The sequence below is a fragment of the Rhodococcus sp. H36-A4 genome, from assembly GCF_027158005.1.
Classification (GTDB): domain Bacteria; phylum Actinomycetota; class Actinomycetes; order Mycobacteriales; family Mycobacteriaceae; genus Rhodococcoides.
This window is the reverse complement of sequence record NZ_JAPVLQ010000002.1, coordinates 442,191-457,582: the sequence shown is the minus strand read 5'-3', so window position 1 is coordinate 457,582 and position 15,392 is coordinate 442,191. Positions and strand designations below refer to the sequence as shown.

Below are 15,392 nucleotides of genomic sequence, written 5' to 3'. Positions count from 1 at the left end.
ATGCCCAACAACCACTATCACCATCTGATGTTCGGGCCTTCCACCATCGAGCGGCAGACCGCGACCGGGAGCTACACCGCGTACGGTTCACAGACCGAACGCGCCGACGACGGCCCCATGCCGCTGGATACCCGAGAGAAACTCATCATCCGTGAGGCCGATCAGTTTCACATCGCCTCAGTCGCCGAATCCGGCTGGCCGTACATTCAGTATCGCAGTGGCCCACAGGGTTTCCTTCAGGTACTCGACGATTCGACGCTGGGATTCGCTGATTTCGCCGGCAACAACCAATATGTGACCACGTCGAATATCGATCACGACGGCCGCGTTGCGCTATTTTTGGTGAACTATCCACTGCGCCAGCGACTCAAGCTCTACGGCCGAGCACGTGTGATCGAAGCGGACGCCGACCCCGAGCTGCTGGCAAGGCTCAAGGATCTGGGAACTCGAACCGTTGCCGCGAAGTCCGATCGCAGCATCGTCATCGACGTCGAGGCGTTCGACTGGAATTGCTCGCGCAGCATCATTCCGCGATACGACAAGGCATACCTCTCCGAGTTGTCGAAGGTGTACCAACGCAAGGCGGCAGAACGTGAAGCCGAGCTGCTCCAGCGGATCGCAGATCTGAAAGAGCAACTTGCCCAGTCCAAACGGACTACCGGCTAGCGCTTTGCGTAGAAGCGACCGAGATACTCGGTCTTGAACTCCTCGAACCGTCCCTCGTTTATCGACGCTCGGATATCGTCGACCAGTTTCACGGTGAATCGCTCGTTGTGAATGGTGCACAGCGTCGAGGCCAACATTTCCTTCGCCTTGAACAGGTGGTGGATGTAGGCCCGCGTGTAGTGCCCACATGTGTAGCAGTCGCAGTGTTCGTCGATCGGTGTGAAATCACGACGATTCTTTGCCGTATTTATGTTGAAACGTCCTGTTGGGACATAGATTGCTGCATTGCGTGCGACGCGAGAAGGGTTGACGCAGTCGAAGGTATCGGCGCCGTTCTCGATGGCAGTGAAGAAGTCGTCCGGCTCACTGATACCGAGCATGTGACGCGGCTTGTGTTCGGGCAGTTCTTCGTTCACCCAACGCACGATCGTCCCGAGGTTCTGCTTCTCGAGTGCGCCGCCGATGCCGTAGCCGTCGAAACCTCGCCCGGTCTCACCGGTGATCGTCTCCAGGTCGTGTGCGGCCTTGCGTCGTAGATCTTCGTACTGCGCGCCCTGCACCACACCGAACAAAGCCTGATACGGCTTCCCGACGCGTTCTGCGGTGAGCCTCTCGTGCTCCTCGACGCACCGGACGGCCCATGCTTGGGTTCGGTCGACCGATAGTTCTTGGTAGCCACGGGTGTTCATCAGCGTGGTGAGCTCGTCGAAGGCGAACATGATATCGGCGCCGAGTCGATGCTGGATCTGCATCGACACCTCGGGCGTGAATCGATGCTTCGATCCGTCGAGATGTGATTTGAAGGTGACGCCATCGTCGTCGACGTGGGCGAGACGCTCCTTACCTTCGGCGATGACGTCGTCGGACTCCACACGGCTCGCGTCCATGGAGATGACCTTCTTGAAACCGACACCGAGCGACATCACCTGGAAGCCCCCACTGTCGGTGAAGGTCGGCCCGTCCCAGTTCATGAACTTACCGAGGCCACCTGCCTCGTCGATGATGTCCGAGCCCGGCTGCAGGTACAAGTGGTACGCGTTGGCGAGTACGGCCTGGGCACCGAGCTCCTTCATCGCCTCTGGCAGAACCGCTTTGACGGTCGCTTTGGTGCCGACGGCAATGAAGGCCGGGGTAGCGATGTCACCGTGGGGGGTGTGGATGGTACCGGTTCGACCGAGCTGACCGTCGAGACGGCTGTCTATGTCGAAGAAGGGATCGTTTGGAGCGCTCACTCGACCAACCTTAGGCGAACTGCGACGCATACAGCCTGTTGTACGCCCCGCCCGACTCGACGAGCGAGTCGTGATCGCCTTGCTCGACGATCCGGCCTTCCTCCATGACGACGATCAGATCGGCGTCTCGGATGGTCGAGAGTCGGTGCGCGATGACGAAGCTGGTGCGGTCGCTACGCAACGCTGCTGTTGCTTTCTGCACCAGCAACTCGGTGCGCGTGTCGACCGAGCTCGTCGCCTCGTCGAGAATCAGGATCAGCGGTTTGGCCAGGAACGCGCGGGCGATGGTGATGAGCTGCTTTTCTCCGGCGCTGACGTTGTTTCCTTCCTCGTCGATGATCGTGTCGTAGCCGTTGGGCAGAGAGTGCACGAACTTGTCGACATAGCTGACTCGCGCCGCCTCGAGAATCTCTTCCTCCGACGCGTTCGGATCTCCGTAGGCAATATTGTCGCGAATCGTTCCGCCGAACAGCCAGGTGTCCTGCAAGACCATTCCTGTCCGTCCACGTAGCTCATCGCGGCTCATAGCGCGGGCGTCGATGCCATCGATGGTGATTCGGCCCGAGTCGAGTTCGTAGAACCGCATGATCAGGTTCACCAATGTCGTCTTGCCCGCACCCGTAGGCCCGACGATTGCAACGAGATGGCCGGGTTCGGCGACCAGCGAAAGGTCCTCGATCAGCGGCTGACTCTCGTTGTAGCGGAACGAGACGTTCTCGAAGGCGACGCGGCCGAGATTCGACACGGGGACGGCAGGTTCGGTTGGATCTGCATCCTCGTCGTCGGCATCGAGCAGGTCGAAGATCCGCTCGGCCGAAGCGACGCCGGACTGGACGAGGTTCACCATCGAACCGACCTGCGTCAGCGGCTGGGTGAACTGACGCGAATACTGGATGAATGCCTGTACTTCACCGAGGCTCAGCGTGCCCGATGCAACTCGCAACCCACCCACGACGGCGATGATCACGTAGTTGATGTTTCCGAGAAACATGATGGCGGGCATGATCATTCCGGAGATGAACTGTGCCCGGAAGCTCGACTCGAACAGTTTGTCGTTGCGGTCGCCGAACTCCTGCTCGACCTCCGCCTGCCTGCCGAATGCCTTGACCAGTTCGTGACCGGTGTAGGTCTCCTCGATCTGCCCGTTGAGCCGCCCCGTGTGCTTCCACTGGGCGACGAAGTGCGGCTGCGATCTCTTGGCGATGACGGCTGTGACAACGAACGAAGCCGGAACCGTCAGCACCGCAACGAAAGCGAGCAACGGCGAGATCCAAATCATCATCCCCAAGATGCCGAACACGGTCAGCACGGAGGTGATCAACTGACTCAATGTCTGCTGCAGGCTGGTGGAGACGTTGTCGATGTCATTGGTGACACGACTGAGCAACTCACCCCGGGTTCGAGAGTCGAAGTACTTCAAGGGAAGTCGGTGAATTTTGCGCTCCACACTGTCACGCAGATTGCGCACGGTGCGCTGGAGCGCGATGTTGAGGATGTATCCCTGGGCCCAGGCGAGCACCGCCGACGCCAGATACAGCGCGAGTACGAACAGCAGAACCTTCCCGACGGCCGAGAAGTCGATCCCGACGCCAGGGGTGACGTCCATTCCGGACACAAGGTCTGCGAAGGTTCCCTGACCCTGCGCACGAAGTCCGTCGATCGCTTCCTGCTTGGTCTGGCCGGCGGGGAGCTGGTTTCCGACGACACCGTTGAAGATCAAGTTGGTTGCGTGCCCGAGGATGTTCGGACCGGCGACGGTCAGAACGACGCTCACGACGGCGAACGCCAGCATCAGCGACAGCAAGGTCCTCTCCGGCTTCAGAAGTCCGAGTAGTCGTTTGAGCGAGGACTTGAAGTTCAGCGCCTTCGTTCCGGGCGCTCCAGGTGCACCGGGTGCGCCGGGACGTCCTGCTGCCGGCTCCGCCGATGGGGATTTCGTCAGTACAGGCTGTGTAGCAGGCTTCGTCACGATGCTGCCACCGCATGCTGCGAGTCGACGATTTCGGCGTAGGTGGGGCACGTGATGACGAGGTCTTCGTGCGTACCGAGCCCAACCGGTCTGCCGTCGTCGAGCACAAGGATCTGATCCGCGTCGACGATGGTCGAGACGCGTTGTGCAACAACGATCATGCAGGCATCCTTCATGACGGGTTTCAGCGCGCCTCGGAGGTTGGCATCGGTGGTGAGGTCGAGCGCGGAGAACGAGTCGTCGAACAGGTAAATGCTCGGACGTCGCACGAGGGCCCGTGCGATCGCGAGCCGCTGACGCTGACCACCGGATACGGTTGTTCCCCCCTGCGCGACGGCGGTCTCGAGGCCGTCCGGCATCTTTCGGACGAAATCTGCACCTTGCGCGATCTCGAGCGCCTCCCACAGTTCTTCGTCGGTGGCATCGGACTTGCCGTATCGAAGGTTGGTGGCGATGGTTCCGGAGAACAGGTACGGCTTCTGCGGGATGAGGCCGATCTCCGATCTCAGGATGTCGATGTCCAGTTCGCGAATATCGACGCCGCCGACCATGATCTGCCCCGCCGTGACGTCGATGAGTCTGGGGATCAGGTTGATCAGTGTGGTCTTACCCGATCCGGTACCGCCGATGATGGCGGTGACCTTGCCTGGTTCGGCGACGAGGTCGACACCGCTCAGTACGGGGAATTGCGCTCCAGGAAAGGAGAATTCGGCGTTGCGCAGCTCGACACGGCCGGGCGTCGTCACGAACGCCTTGGGGGCGGCAGGCAGTACGACCGAAGATTCGGTGGCAAGCACCTCGCTGATGCGGTCGGCACATACCGACGCCCGCGGCACCATCATCGCGATGAACGACGCCATCATGACCGACATCAGGATCAACATGATGTAGCTGAGAAGCGCTGTCAACGAACCGATTTCCATGGTTCCGTCGTTGATGGCATGGCCGCCGAACCAGATCACCGCGACGCTGGTCACGTTGCTGATCAGCATCACTGTCGGAAACATGAGGGCCATCAACCGACCGACACGAAGCGCGGCATCGGTCAAGGAGTCGTTGGCGACGGCGAATCGATCGATCTCGAATCGCTCACGCACGAAAGCTCTGACGACGCGGATGCCGGTGATCTGCTCACGGAGTACGCGGTTGACTGCGTCGATACGGATCTGCATGGACCGGAACCCCGGCACCATGCGAACGACGATGAGTCCCATCGAGATTGCCAGTCCGGGAACCGCGATCAGCAGGATCCAGGCCAGACCGATGTCCTCCCGAAGCGCCATCACCACCCCACCGATACACATGATCGGCGCCATCACCAAAATGGTGAAGCCCATGACGATCAGTAGCTGGACCTGTTGCACGTCATTGGTGTTGCGGGTGATGAGCGACGGCGCGCCGAACTGCCCGACTTCACGTGCCGAGAATGTTCCGACGCGATGCAGAATGGACTTCCGCAGATCGCGACCGGCACCCATGGCAGCTTTCGCACCGATGAGCACGGCCGCGACCGAGCAGACGATCTGAACAAGCGAGACACCCAGCATCCACATGCCGGTGGACACGATGTAGTCCGTGTCCCCGCGAGTGACGCCGTTGTCGATGATGTCCGCGTTGAGTCGCGGTAGGTAAAGCGAGGCAGCCGTGGCCACGAACTGCAGCACCACCAGTGCCGCAATCGAACGCTTGTACGGGGCCAGATAGGTCTTCAGCAGTGGAATCAGCATGACGGCCGAAGGTTACTCGTGCACATATAGAACAGTCTCCACACTTTTCGGGGTGTACGAGGCAACCTTCGGCCGATCTCGACTCAAGCCGTGACTGGTTGCTCCTCCTTGGCCTTCGGCCTGGCTGCGTTCAACTTGGCACCTTCGATGTCGACGTCGGGAAGAATCTTGTCGAGCCACTTGGGCAACCACCACGCTTTGTCGCCGAGAAGCGCCATCACCGACGGGATGATGACCATGCGGACGACGAATGCATCGAAGAAGACTGCGGCAGCCAAGGCAAAGCCGATCGACTTGATGAACGAGTCCGGTTCGGCCATGAAGGCCGCGAACACGGAGATCATGATGATGGCAGCGGAGGTGACGACGCGTGCGCCGTACTTGAACCCGTTCACGACGGCGTCCTTCGCAGTTGCGCCGTGCACGTACTCCTCGCGCATTCGAGAGACCAGGAACACCTGGTAGTCCATCGCGAGCCCGAACACCACGCCGATGAGGAAGATCGGCATGAAGCTCACGATCGGTTGCGGGTTACTGATCAACCCCAGGCCACCTTCTTGGAAGATGAACACCGTGGCGCCGAACGTGGCGAGAACGCTGAGCAAGAAGCCGATCGTGGCCGTCAACGGCACCAGAATCGAGCGGAACACCAGCATCAGCAGCACGAACGCCAGTCCGACCACCACTGCCAGGTACGGCACCAACGCGTCCTGTAAACGCTCGGAGACGTCGATCTCGAGTGCGGTCTGACCCGTCACGCCGTAGGAGACGCCGGTGCTCTCCTTCACTCCGGATTCCGCAGCCCTCAGGTTCTCGACGAGGTCCTTGGTTTCCTGGCTGTTCGGCCCACTGGACGGTGTCACGATGATCTGAGCGGTATCGCCGGCCTCGTTCACCGCGATGACCTGAGCGTTGGACACATCGGATTGTTCGTAGATCGCGTCGACGACCTTCTGGAAAGCAGCGGTGCGATCGTCCTCGGCCACGTCGGTGGCGTCGGCGATGGTCAGAAGCGGGCCACTCTTGCCCGGTCCGAATCCTTCACCTTCGAGGTCGTAAGCCTTACGCACGGATGTCGCCGGGTCGGCCGTGGCAATGCTCGGCAGTGCGAGCGAGAGTCCGGTCGTCGGGCCTGCGATGACGCCGAGGAGCACGATGCCGCCGATGAGACCCAAAGCTGGGCGCTTGACCAGGAAGCGTGCCCAACGAAGGCCGTTGGTGGGCGTCGCGTTCGGATCCTCGGGGTCGGTGGTGTTGACGAACTTGATCTTGCCTGCGAAAGCCTTGCCCTTGTAGAGGCCGAGCATTGCGGGCAGGAAGGTCAACGCAATCAGCACTGCAGTGAACACGGCAAAGGCAGCGGCCAGACCCATCTGCGACAGGAACGGAATCCCGACGACGCGCAGGGCAACGAGCGCAATCAACACAGTTGCGCCGGCGAACACGACGGCCGAGCCTGCCGTTCCGACGGAGCGTCCGACGGCTTCCTCCCGATCATCGGTGAGCGTCAGCTCATGCCGATATCGAGCGAGAATGAACAGTGAGTAGTCGATGGCGACCGCGAGGCCGATCATCACCGCGAGAATCGGGGTGAACGAGGACAGATCGGCGAAGCCGGACGCGGTGGTGATGGCGAGGCTGCTGATACCGATGCCCACGATGGCAGTGATCAGCGGAAGGCTGGCCGCGGCGGCCGACCCGAACATGATGAGCAGCACGATAGCGGCGACGGCCAGGCCGACGATTTCGGACGTCCCGCCCGGTGGGGACGCATCCTGGGCGACACTGCCACCGAGTTCGACGGTGAGGCCCGCATCGCGTGCCGGCCGAGCAGCATCGTCGAGTGCGGTACGCAAATCGTCGGTGACGTCGGCGAGCTCGGTGACGATCGGGACATCGAGCGTGCCGATGTTGCCCTCCGGGCTCAACGGCGACAGCGCTGCGGCGTTGGCGGCCGCGACGTCGGGAGCGGTGCCGTCCTTGGCTGCGAGTTCGTTGTACTGGTCGACGATTGCTTTGTTGCCTGCAACCGGGCCGGCCAGCGGCTTCTCTCCGCCTGGCTTGACCGAGGCCTCGACGTCGGCGATCTTGTCGATCTCGGCGATGGTGGCATCGATCGCTGCGGTGTACGCAGGCGTGTCGAGGCTTTGACCGTCAGGCGCTGCGAAGACGTAGTTCGCGGAGACGGCTGTCAACGGGTCTTCGGCGTCGCCGAATCGCTCGGACTGTAGATCGAGTGCCGACTGCGCGGGCGTGCCCGGAATATTGAACGAGTTGGCAGTAGGCCCCGAAAGGGTCGACGCCCCGATGCCCGCCAGCACCAGAATTGCGAGCCACAGGGCAATGACTATGCCTTTTCGTCGGTAAGCGAACTTGCCGATTCGGTATAGATAGGTGGCCACTGGTTGATTCCTCAGTTCGTTTTCGTTGTATTCGGGGCCGGAAGGCCTGCTTGCAGTTGATCGAATGCATCCTCGACGAGCTGTTTGGGTGAGAGCATTCCCGAGGTGTCGTTGGTCCAGAGGGTCAGCGCTGCAACGACAGCGGCGCCGACGGCCATCTGCAGCAGGTTTGGATAGAGATCGGTCTCGATGTCGGTGCCGGTTCGTTGCGCGATCGCTTCGCCGAGTACGCGGGTGAGTGACTGATGAATCTCGAGCTTGCGGGCCATCACGGCGGGATTGGATTCGATGAGCTGTGCGGCCGCGAACGTCTCGCCGAGATCACGCTCGGGATCGGTCACGATCGACACCGCGATGTAGCGCAGCGATTCCCAGATCGGCTCCTCCGCCGGCCGCGCACGAAGCATGCCGAACCACTCGAGCGCAGATGTCTCGATGTGATGGAGGACAGCTTCTTCCTTGTTGGCGAAGTAGTTGTGAAATGTCCGCGTGGATACGCCAGCCTCGGCAGCGATGGCGTCGGCTGTGACCGCGTCCAGTCCCCGAGCCGTACCGAGACGGACAGCCGCGAGACCGAGAGCATCGCGGGTTGCCGCCTTCTTCAGGTCACGAAGGCCGGTGTTGGGAACAGTCACTCCACCTAAACTACGGACTTTGCAGAGTTCTGCAATGTTGCACTCGACTGCAAGTATGTCGAATGCATCACAACGCCTATTGCTTATGAACTAGGACACATCACTAAAGGCTGCTTCAGCGTCGTGCCCACGCCGCCGGATCGCTGGTCAGGTCGAAGATGAGCGACGGCAGGTCGTCGTCGGCGATCTCCGCCAACGAGACAGCCTCCAGAACGGCACGCATGTTCGATCGCACAGCAAGCCACACCAACCGAAGCGGTTCGGCAGGACCGGGATAGTCGACATCCTCCGGGCGCTGACCCCGAACCGACGCCAACGGGCCCTCGACCGCTCGAATGACATCGGCAACGGAAATTTCCGCGGGCGGACGGGCCAACCAGTAACCGCCGTCCGGGCCACGCCTGCTGCGCACCAAATCGGCTCGCCTGAGATCGGCGAGAACGGACTCCAAGAACTTGTGCGGGATGTTCTGCGCCGTCGCCAGCGCCTCCGCCTTCCCCACAACTCCGCCGGCAGCGGCGAGCTCGAGTAGCGTGCGCACGGCATAGTCCGCCTTGGCGGTAATGTGCACCGTCGGTCCCTTCGTAGGATGTCTACAATTCCTATCATTGGAATAGGGAATCAGCCAGTTCCTCACCGGTGGAGCGGACACCCATTTGGAGCGGACACCCTTTTTGGTAAGCCCGTACCGTTTCTCACACGCGAATACTGGGGCATGCTTGGTAAAGATGGTGCGCGCTTATACCGTCCAGCAGGCTGCGATCGTGTCGAGTACGCCAACGAACTGGTGCCCACCCGATCTGTGCTCGTGAACCGACGCCGAGGGCAGACGGATCGAGTGCAACTTCAGGTGGGCAAACGGGACGACGTCGTCGTCTCGGCAATGATGCAACGCCAGCGCCATCTCGGGTTCTGGTCCGGTGAACGCATAGTCCTCGACGTCCCAGCCTTGCGGAGTCCAGTCCGGCATTGCCAGCAGCACAGCATTCGACGGTATCGCCCGACGCTTCTCCGCCAGCACACGTAGCAGGATCGATGCGCCGAAAGAATGCGCGACGACGAGATCCCCGGACTTCATCGCGTCCATACACCTGCGAACAATCGTGGCCCATGCCTCGAACGACATGTCTTCGTCCGGGATGTGCGGCATCTCCACGGCGCACCCGAGTCTGTCCGCAAGCCCCTCCGCTATCGGGCGATCGTCGATGAATCCGCCGGCACCGTGGAAATAGAGCAATCGCCGCATGATGCATCCTCCTCGAATCTGGTTGGTCCAGTAGGCAGACCCGGGCGGTCGAGCCGAATCACCGGTCTGGGCTCAGGCGCCGCCGGAAGGGAACCGATTCTGCCTTGGCTGCGTCTAAACTGTCGACGGAACAATCAAGGGGGATCGATGGGACGCGGAGTGCTGGCGACGGCAGCTGCTCTGACCCTCCTCACCAGCTGCGGCCAACCCGTCGAAGGCACCCCGGTCGCCGGCGAATCCTCATTGGCAAACCAGTTCGACCCCTGCACCATCCCCGACGACGCCATCGCACGAACCGGACTCGACCCCGACTCCCGTCTCGCCGAGGCAGATATCGGGATTTCGACCAAGGAATGGAAGAGATGCCGCTGGCAGGAAGCGTCAACAGTTCCGCGATACTCCTACCACGTCCTATTTTCACAAAAGTTCATCCTTGCTGACGTACGAAATAATCCAGACAACGTCGGATTCTCCGACGTCATGGTCGGTACTCGTGCAGCGCTGCTCTACCGATTGAGGGTTTCCGACAGCAAGGGAATTTGTGACCTCGCATTCGACACCGAAGAGGGTGTCGTCATAATTTTTGCCAACAGCCAAAGCCCCAGTGACACTGTCGGACAAGATCTTTGCGAGATCGTCCGGCGACACACGGAAGATGTCGAATCGCATCTGCCACCATCGTGAACAATCGAGCTTCCGTCAAGAGGAGCACACGTGCCCCCGAAATCAATCGAACCGAATCTCCTTACGCATTGGCAAGACCTCGCTGCCGCAGCAGACGATGGCCACCTCTACTTGACCGCAGACGCCGCAAGAGCGTGCGATGTGGCGTGCAATCAGTATCTCGATGTACTGAAAACCTGCAAGAGTCGCGCCTACGAACTCGCGCACGTCAAAGGCATGGGTGACTTCGTATCCGGCAGGGCGCTGGCGCGGAAGTTTTCGCTCAAAGCAGTGGGCGGTGACAACAACCTCGTCGACGTCTTGGATAGTCACATCCTCGTCGTCGAATCCATGCAAGCCGTCTTCCGCAAGTTCATCGTCAGCACCACCGCAACGGATGTAGAGAACGCGGCGAGTATCGACGGACCGAAGTAGGAGTCGACGAACCCTATAGCACGGCAAAACAGAGCTATCTCAGTGCTGTTGGACGATATTGAAGACGTTTCCATCTGGTGCCCGGACGAAGAACCGAGTTACTCCCCAGGGTTCGGTGGTCAGCGGATGCACGATGTCGTACCCATTTTCCTGCGCCTCGGTGAGGGCCGCGTCGATGTCCTCGACTTTGATCGAGACGACGGGGTTGGCGGAAGCAGATGCGTCGTGCGTGAGTATTTGTATGTGGGCACCGGTCTTCGGCGACGTATACCGGGCGACCCATCCCAAGTTGAACTCTTCGACGCTCAGGCCGAGGTAGTCGGTGTAAAAGCTTCGAGCCTCGCCCATATCGGGTACCGAAATGTCGGCGATGATGTCGGTGATCTTCATGTGCATCTCCTCCGCGAGGTGATTTCTCTTCTTCGAATCCTGCCATGAGACTGCGCCGGTGGCCCGCGATCGACGATCTTGAATCGGTGTTCTAAGAGTTCAGGTTGATCAGAAAGTCCACGGATCCGGCTGCTTCGACTGTCACGAATCCTAGTGACGGCGGTTCGATTCCGTAGTCGCTCCACGTCGTCGGGATACTGCCCGACGCGATCAACGAATCACCGGATTGCAGCACCTCCATCTGAACCGAGACCTTCCGGGACTGGTCTTTGAGCGTCAAAGTGCCTTCTGCTGTGACGGTTACGGTGGTTCCGTCCTTCGGGAGAGCCGCGAGGTCGATGGGCGAATCGATGGTGAAGGTTGCCGTCGGGTAGGTCGCCGTGTCGAAGATGTTCCCGCGGAACTGACTGTCGCGTCGCCCACTGTCGGTGCTGATCGAATTCGTCTGCACCACAACCTCACCCGCGGTGAGCGAATTATCGGCGATGGTGACGCTGCCGCTCACCTCGGTGGTCGAACCTACAACCGTGACGTCGGCACCGTTGAGAACCTCCTTGACGGTGTATCCCGCTGCCGTTGTGTTGGCTGCATCTCCTGCGACCACCGTCCAGCGTCCGTCGATGTCGTCGGTCGATGCGGCCTGCGCTCCTGATGTGGACACGGTAGCCGCGGGGGCGTCGTCCTCGGCGAAAACTTTGCCGTAGATCCAGGGCCCGACGAGAATTACGAGGGCCACTACGACCACTACTCCGAGTGCACTCCACCGTTTCTTGGTCATGTAGCCCGATGCTAGTTGCACCTTCAAGTCGATGGGTGCCCTAGCGCCTGGCAAGTTACTGAGAAATTTGTCCGTCTCGGCCGGCAGGGCTCGGCCTGGATAGCCGAGACAAAACTCCTCCCGAACTGGAATGCTGGTATTCGACGATCAAGGTGGTGGCGCGTATGCCGGACGAAGTACGACTGCTCAACCTCGCCGCCGGCATGGCGGTGACGGCAGCAGGTGCCGCACGCGGGTCCTTGCGCATGCTGACCCGGCTACCCGGCCTGTCCGGACCCGCCGAGGCTCTGTCGGTACGCGGGGAGCGCGCGGTAGCTGCAGCCGCTGTAGTCGTGGACGCGTTGCTTCGTGTCACGATCACCAAGGTGGTTGCTGCCGCCCTGGACGAGATCGATCTGACGCGGCTCATCCGAGAGAACGTCGATATCGATTCCATCGTCGAGGGCGTCGACCTGGACAGAGCTGTCGCGAGGGTAGATCTCGACAGAGTGGTCGCACGAGTGGACCTCGACAAGGCCGTGGCGCGGGTCGATATTGCCGCCGTCATCGGTCGAGTCGATCTCGATGCGGTCATCGAGACCGTCGACCTCGATCGCGCCGTTGCACGGGTGAACCTCGATTCCGCGATCGCCAAGGTGGACCTGATCGCTCTGGCGAACTTCGTGATCGAGGGCGTCGACCTGCCGGACATCATTCGCGAGTCGACGGGGTCTCTGTCGGCAGAGGCTGTGCGAGGAGTCCGCAGCCAGGGAATGCAGGCTGACGACGCGGTGACGCACTTCGTCGGACGGCTGTTCGGACGCGATCCAGGTCCGGCGACTCCATGAGCCATCCGCAGCCGTCAGTCGAGGACATGCGGCCGGCCGGGATCGTCACGCGCGGAGTTGCTGCGTTCATAGATCTCGCCGTGGTCGGGGCGCTGATGGGCTCGGTGTACGTGGGCTCCCTCTTCGTGCAACTGTTGTTCAGTCCGCAGTCCTTCAACTTCCGGTCTCCGGCGGTATTCCTGTCGATTTCGGTTTTCCTCGCGCTGTCGATCGGTTATCTGACGCTGTGCTGGGCGACGACCGGTCGTACGGTCGGCGCAATTCTGATGGGTGTCCGGTTGGTCTCTCCTCGTCACAGAGTGCTGCGGTGGCCGTTGGCGGCGTTACGGGCCGTGCTCTGTGTCGTATTCGCTTTCGGTCTGTTGTGGGCGGCTGTCGACGGGCGCAGGCGATCGTTGCAGGACATCGTGCTGCGCACCGCGGTGGTGTATGACTGGCAGCCGAACGCCGAGTTGGTCGATCCGCACGCGACTACTGGACAATAGGGACATGGACCCGATCGAAGCACTCCGCGAGATCGCTTACTGGCTCGAACGCTCCCGAGCGGACACACACCGCGTCAAGGCATATCGACGGGCAGCCGACGTCGTGGAATCGTTGGACGAGGCTGCGCGTTCGGCGCACAACAGAACCGACTCGTGGTCCGCTCTGCCGGGGATCGGCGCCAAGACCTCCCTCATCATCCGGCAGGCCGTGGCCGGAGAGGTCCCCGAATATCTCGAAGAGAAGCGCGCCGAGGCCCAACCGATCGGCGAAAACGATCTACGTGCCGCGCTTCGCGGTGATCTGCACACCCATTCGAACTGGTCCGACGGCGGAAGCCCGATCGAGGAGATGATGCGTACGGCGCGCAGTCTCGGCCACGAGTACTGCGCGCTGACCGACCATTCTCCGAGACTCACTGTCGCGCACGGACTGACGGCCGAGCGCTTGCGCCGTCAACTCGACGTCGTCGCCGAACTCAACGAGAAGCTGGCGCCGTTCCGTATCCTCACCGGGATCGAGGTGGACATCCTCGACGACGGGAGCCTCGACCAAGACGAAGGGTTGCTCGCCGAGCTGGATATCGTTGTTGCAAGCGTGCATTCGAACCTTCGTGCCGACTCGGACACCATGACGCGGCGGATGGTCAACGCAATATCCAACCCCCACGTCGATGTGCTCGGTCACTGCACCGGCAGGCTCGTCGAGGGCGGCCGCGGCACTCGACCGGAGTCGAAATTCGACGCCGAGGTGGTGTTCGAGGGCTGTAAACAGTTCGGCACTGCGGTCGAGATCAACGCTCGACCAGAACGCCAGGACCCACCAGAGCGGCTCATCGACATCGCACTCGAACGCGACTGCCTGTTCTCCATCGACACCGACGCCCATGCGCCGGGCCAATTGGATTGGCAGGGTTACGGATGTATTCGAGCCGAGAACCAGGGAGTTCCGGCCGAACGCATCATCAACACTTGGGCACTCGATGAACTCCTCGATTGGACCGGTGGTAGTCAGTGAGATTTGGCCGAACCCTCACTTGCATAACGACACTCGCACTTCTATCCGGATGCACCTCCACCCAGCAGCCCCCAGCGCCGCAGGCACTTCCAACACCGTCGCCCGAGCTGGTCCCAGCACTGTCCGATCCACCGATCAGACTTGCGTACGGTGCGGACAAAGACAACATCGGCGACCTCTATCTCCCCGACAACGGCGTCGACGGACTCCCCGTTGTAGTCATGGTCCACGGCGGCGGTTGGCAGGCGAAGTACGACATGACGTACTTCGCTCCCATTTCGCAGGCCATTGCCGATCGCGGAATCGCCGTGTGGAACATCGAGTATCGCCGCGGTGTCGACTGGCGGGACACCCTCGCCGACGTAGACAACGCAACCGAAGCACTTGCGAACACCGTTCAGGAAGCCGCCGGTGGTCGATTGGACTTGGACCGCGTACAGGTTGCGGGGCACTCCGCAGGCGGACAACTCGCGGCATGGATCGCCGGCCGGCACACACTCGACGCGTCCGCGCCGGGGGCACAGCCACGCATCCGTCCAGCCAGCGCGACAATCATGGCCGGTGTCCTCGATATGGCGCGGGCAGCGAACATCGGCAACGACAGGTTCGTCCCGGCCTTCCTCGGCGGCATGCCCGATCAGGTTCCCGATCGATATCGCGTCGCGTCACCGATCGACCATCTTCCGACCGACGTCGCGGTCACCGCAATTCACGGGGACAACGACGTTACCGTGTCGGTGAATCAAAGCAAGGTGTACGTCGAGGCCGCTCGATTGGCGGGAGATTCTGCCGAGCTCGAGATCCTGCCTGGCCTGGGGCATAGTGACTTCGTCGATCCCACGTCCGTGGCGTGGTCGACGTCGATCGATATCATCGCCGAACACGCTGCATCGCTGGACTGATCGAGCCACTCCCCTGGTAC

Annotated in this window: 16 protein-coding genes; 7 read left to right on the top strand and 9 right to left on the bottom strand. The window is 61.2% G+C overall.

What is annotated here, in order from left to right; all coding sequences use genetic code 11:
* Positions 1-666, top strand: a complete 666-nt coding sequence (locus O1W68_RS07050; RefSeq protein ID WP_269302186.1) for a pyridoxamine 5'-phosphate oxidase family protein — start codon at positions 1-3, stop codon at positions 664-666.
* Here O1W68_RS07050 and tgt read toward each other — a convergent pair.
* The 7 genes from tgt to O1W68_RS07015 all read right to left on the bottom strand — a co-directional run bounded on the left by tgt (position 663) and on the right by O1W68_RS07015 (position 9,877).
* A complete protein-coding gene (gene tgt / locus O1W68_RS07045) occupies positions 663-1,928 on the bottom strand; it encodes a tRNA guanosine(34) transglycosylase Tgt (protein WP_442972293.1) in 1,266 nt (421 codons plus the stop codon). The genes O1W68_RS07050 and tgt overlap by 4 nt on opposite strands.
* Complete coding sequence (locus O1W68_RS07040) at positions 1,909-3,840, bottom strand: ABC transporter ATP-binding protein (protein WP_269302862.1); 1,932 nt, start codon at positions 3,838-3,840, stop codon at positions 1,909-1,911. Before O1W68_RS07040 ends, tgt begins: the two co-directional genes overlap by 20 nt.
* A gap of 23 nt (positions 3,841-3,863) precedes the next feature.
* Entirely contained in the window at positions 3,864-5,594 is a 1,731-nt protein-coding gene (locus O1W68_RS07035; protein WP_269302183.1) for an ABC transporter ATP-binding protein, read from the bottom strand.
* A gap of 83 nt (positions 5,595-5,677) precedes the next feature.
* The gene (locus O1W68_RS07030) at positions 5,678-7,996 is read right to left on the bottom strand and encodes an MMPL family transporter (protein WP_269302182.1); all 2,319 of its coding nucleotides are present in this window, start codon (positions 7,994-7,996) and stop codon (positions 5,678-5,680) included.
* 11 nt (positions 7,997-8,007) lie between these two features.
* On the bottom strand, positions 8,008-8,631 hold the full coding sequence (locus tag O1W68_RS07025) for a TetR/AcrR family transcriptional regulator (RefSeq protein ID WP_269302181.1): 624 nt from the start codon (positions 8,629-8,631) through the stop codon (positions 8,008-8,010).
* A 115-nt stretch (positions 8,632-8,746) separates the two neighbouring features.
* Complete coding sequence (locus tag O1W68_RS07020) at positions 8,747-9,202, bottom strand: RrF2 family transcriptional regulator (protein WP_269302180.1); 456 nt, start codon at positions 9,200-9,202, stop codon at positions 8,747-8,749.
* Between the two features lie 168 nt (positions 9,203-9,370).
* Complete coding sequence (locus O1W68_RS07015) at positions 9,371-9,877, bottom strand: alpha/beta fold hydrolase (protein ID WP_269302178.1); 507 nt, start codon at positions 9,875-9,877, stop codon at positions 9,371-9,373.
* A gap of 147 nt (positions 9,878-10,024) precedes the next feature.
* Here O1W68_RS07015 and O1W68_RS07010 point away from each other — a divergent pair, with 147 nt between their 5' ends.
* Entirely contained in the window at positions 10,025-10,561 is a 537-nt protein-coding gene (locus O1W68_RS07010; RefSeq protein WP_269302176.1) for a DUF3558 domain-containing protein, read from the top strand.
* Between the two features lie 30 nt (positions 10,562-10,591).
* On the top strand, positions 10,592-10,975 hold the full coding sequence (locus O1W68_RS07005; protein WP_269302175.1) for a hypothetical protein: 384 nt from the start codon (positions 10,592-10,594) through the stop codon (positions 10,973-10,975).
* Positions 10,976-11,014: 39 nt separating this feature from the next.
* On the opposite strand, the gene O1W68_RS07000 is transcribed toward O1W68_RS07005, so the two are convergent.
* Both O1W68_RS07000 and O1W68_RS06995 read right to left on the bottom strand, forming a co-directional pair.
* On the bottom strand, positions 11,015-11,365 hold the full coding sequence (locus O1W68_RS07000) for a VOC family protein (protein WP_269302173.1): 351 nt from the start codon (positions 11,363-11,365) through the stop codon (positions 11,015-11,017).
* 91 nt (positions 11,366-11,456) lie between these two features.
* The gene (locus tag O1W68_RS06995; RefSeq protein WP_269302171.1) at positions 11,457-12,143 is read right to left on the bottom strand and encodes a YceI family protein; all 687 of its coding nucleotides are present in this window, start codon (positions 12,141-12,143) and stop codon (positions 11,457-11,459) included.
* A gap of 164 nt (positions 12,144-12,307) precedes the next feature.
* On the opposite strand from O1W68_RS06995, the gene O1W68_RS06990 reads away from it, so the two are divergent.
* From O1W68_RS06990 to O1W68_RS06975, 4 genes are read left to right on the top strand one after another with little or no spacing between them, the layout of a single operon-like run.
* Entirely contained in the window at positions 12,308-12,970 is a 663-nt protein-coding gene (locus O1W68_RS06990) for a hypothetical protein (RefSeq protein ID WP_269302168.1), read from the top strand.
* Positions 12,967-13,455: an RDD family protein gene (locus O1W68_RS06985; protein ID WP_269302166.1), complete on the top strand. Its 489-nt coding sequence runs from the start codon at positions 12,967-12,969 to the stop codon at positions 13,453-13,455. Before O1W68_RS06990 ends, O1W68_RS06985 begins: the two co-directional genes overlap by 4 nt.
* A gap of 4 nt (positions 13,456-13,459) precedes the next feature.
* Positions 13,460-14,470, top strand: coding sequence for a PHP domain-containing protein (locus O1W68_RS06980; RefSeq protein ID WP_269302164.1), 1,011 nt, complete (start codon positions 13,460-13,462; stop codon positions 14,468-14,470).
* A complete protein-coding gene (locus tag O1W68_RS06975) occupies positions 14,467-15,372 on the top strand; it encodes an alpha/beta hydrolase family protein (RefSeq protein WP_269302163.1) in 906 nt (301 codons plus the stop codon). The genes O1W68_RS06980 and O1W68_RS06975 overlap by 4 nt, the downstream gene beginning before the upstream one ends.
* The last annotated feature ends 20 nt before the right edge of the window (positions 15,373-15,392 follow it).

What these genes read in the sequence shown, in the direction of transcription:
- O1W68_RS07050 (WP_269302186.1), top strand. Translation starts at nt 1, where the DNA reads ATGCCCAACAACCACTATCACCATCTGATGTTCGGGCCTTCCACCATC.
- tgt (WP_442972293.1), bottom strand. Translation starts at nt 1,928, where the DNA reads ATGCGTCGCAGTTCGCCTAAGGTTGGTCGAGTGAGCGCTCCAAACGAT.
- O1W68_RS07035 (WP_269302183.1), bottom strand. Translation starts at nt 5,594, where the DNA reads ATGCTGATTCCACTGCTGAAGACCTATCTGGCCCCGTACAAGCGTTCG.
- O1W68_RS07015 (WP_269302178.1), bottom strand. Translation starts at nt 9,877, where the DNA reads ATGCGGCGATTGCTCTATTTCCACGGTGCCGGCGGATTCATCGACGAT.
- O1W68_RS07010 (WP_269302176.1), top strand. Translation starts at nt 10,025, where the DNA reads ATGGGACGCGGAGTGCTGGCGACGGCAGCTGCTCTGACCCTCCTCACC.
- O1W68_RS07000 (WP_269302173.1), bottom strand. Translation starts at nt 11,365, where the DNA reads ATGAAGATCACCGACATCATCGCCGACATTTCGGTACCCGATATGGGC.
- O1W68_RS06995 (WP_269302171.1), bottom strand. Translation starts at nt 12,143, where the DNA reads ATGACCAAGAAACGGTGGAGTGCACTCGGAGTAGTGGTCGTAGTGGCC.
- O1W68_RS06990 (WP_269302168.1), top strand. Translation starts at nt 12,308, where the DNA reads ATGCCGGACGAAGTACGACTGCTCAACCTCGCCGCCGGCATGGCGGTG.
- O1W68_RS06985 (WP_269302166.1), top strand. Translation starts at nt 12,967, where the DNA reads ATGAGCCATCCGCAGCCGTCAGTCGAGGACATGCGGCCGGCCGGGATC.
- O1W68_RS06980 (WP_269302164.1), top strand. Translation starts at nt 13,460, where the DNA reads ATGGACCCGATCGAAGCACTCCGCGAGATCGCTTACTGGCTCGAACGC.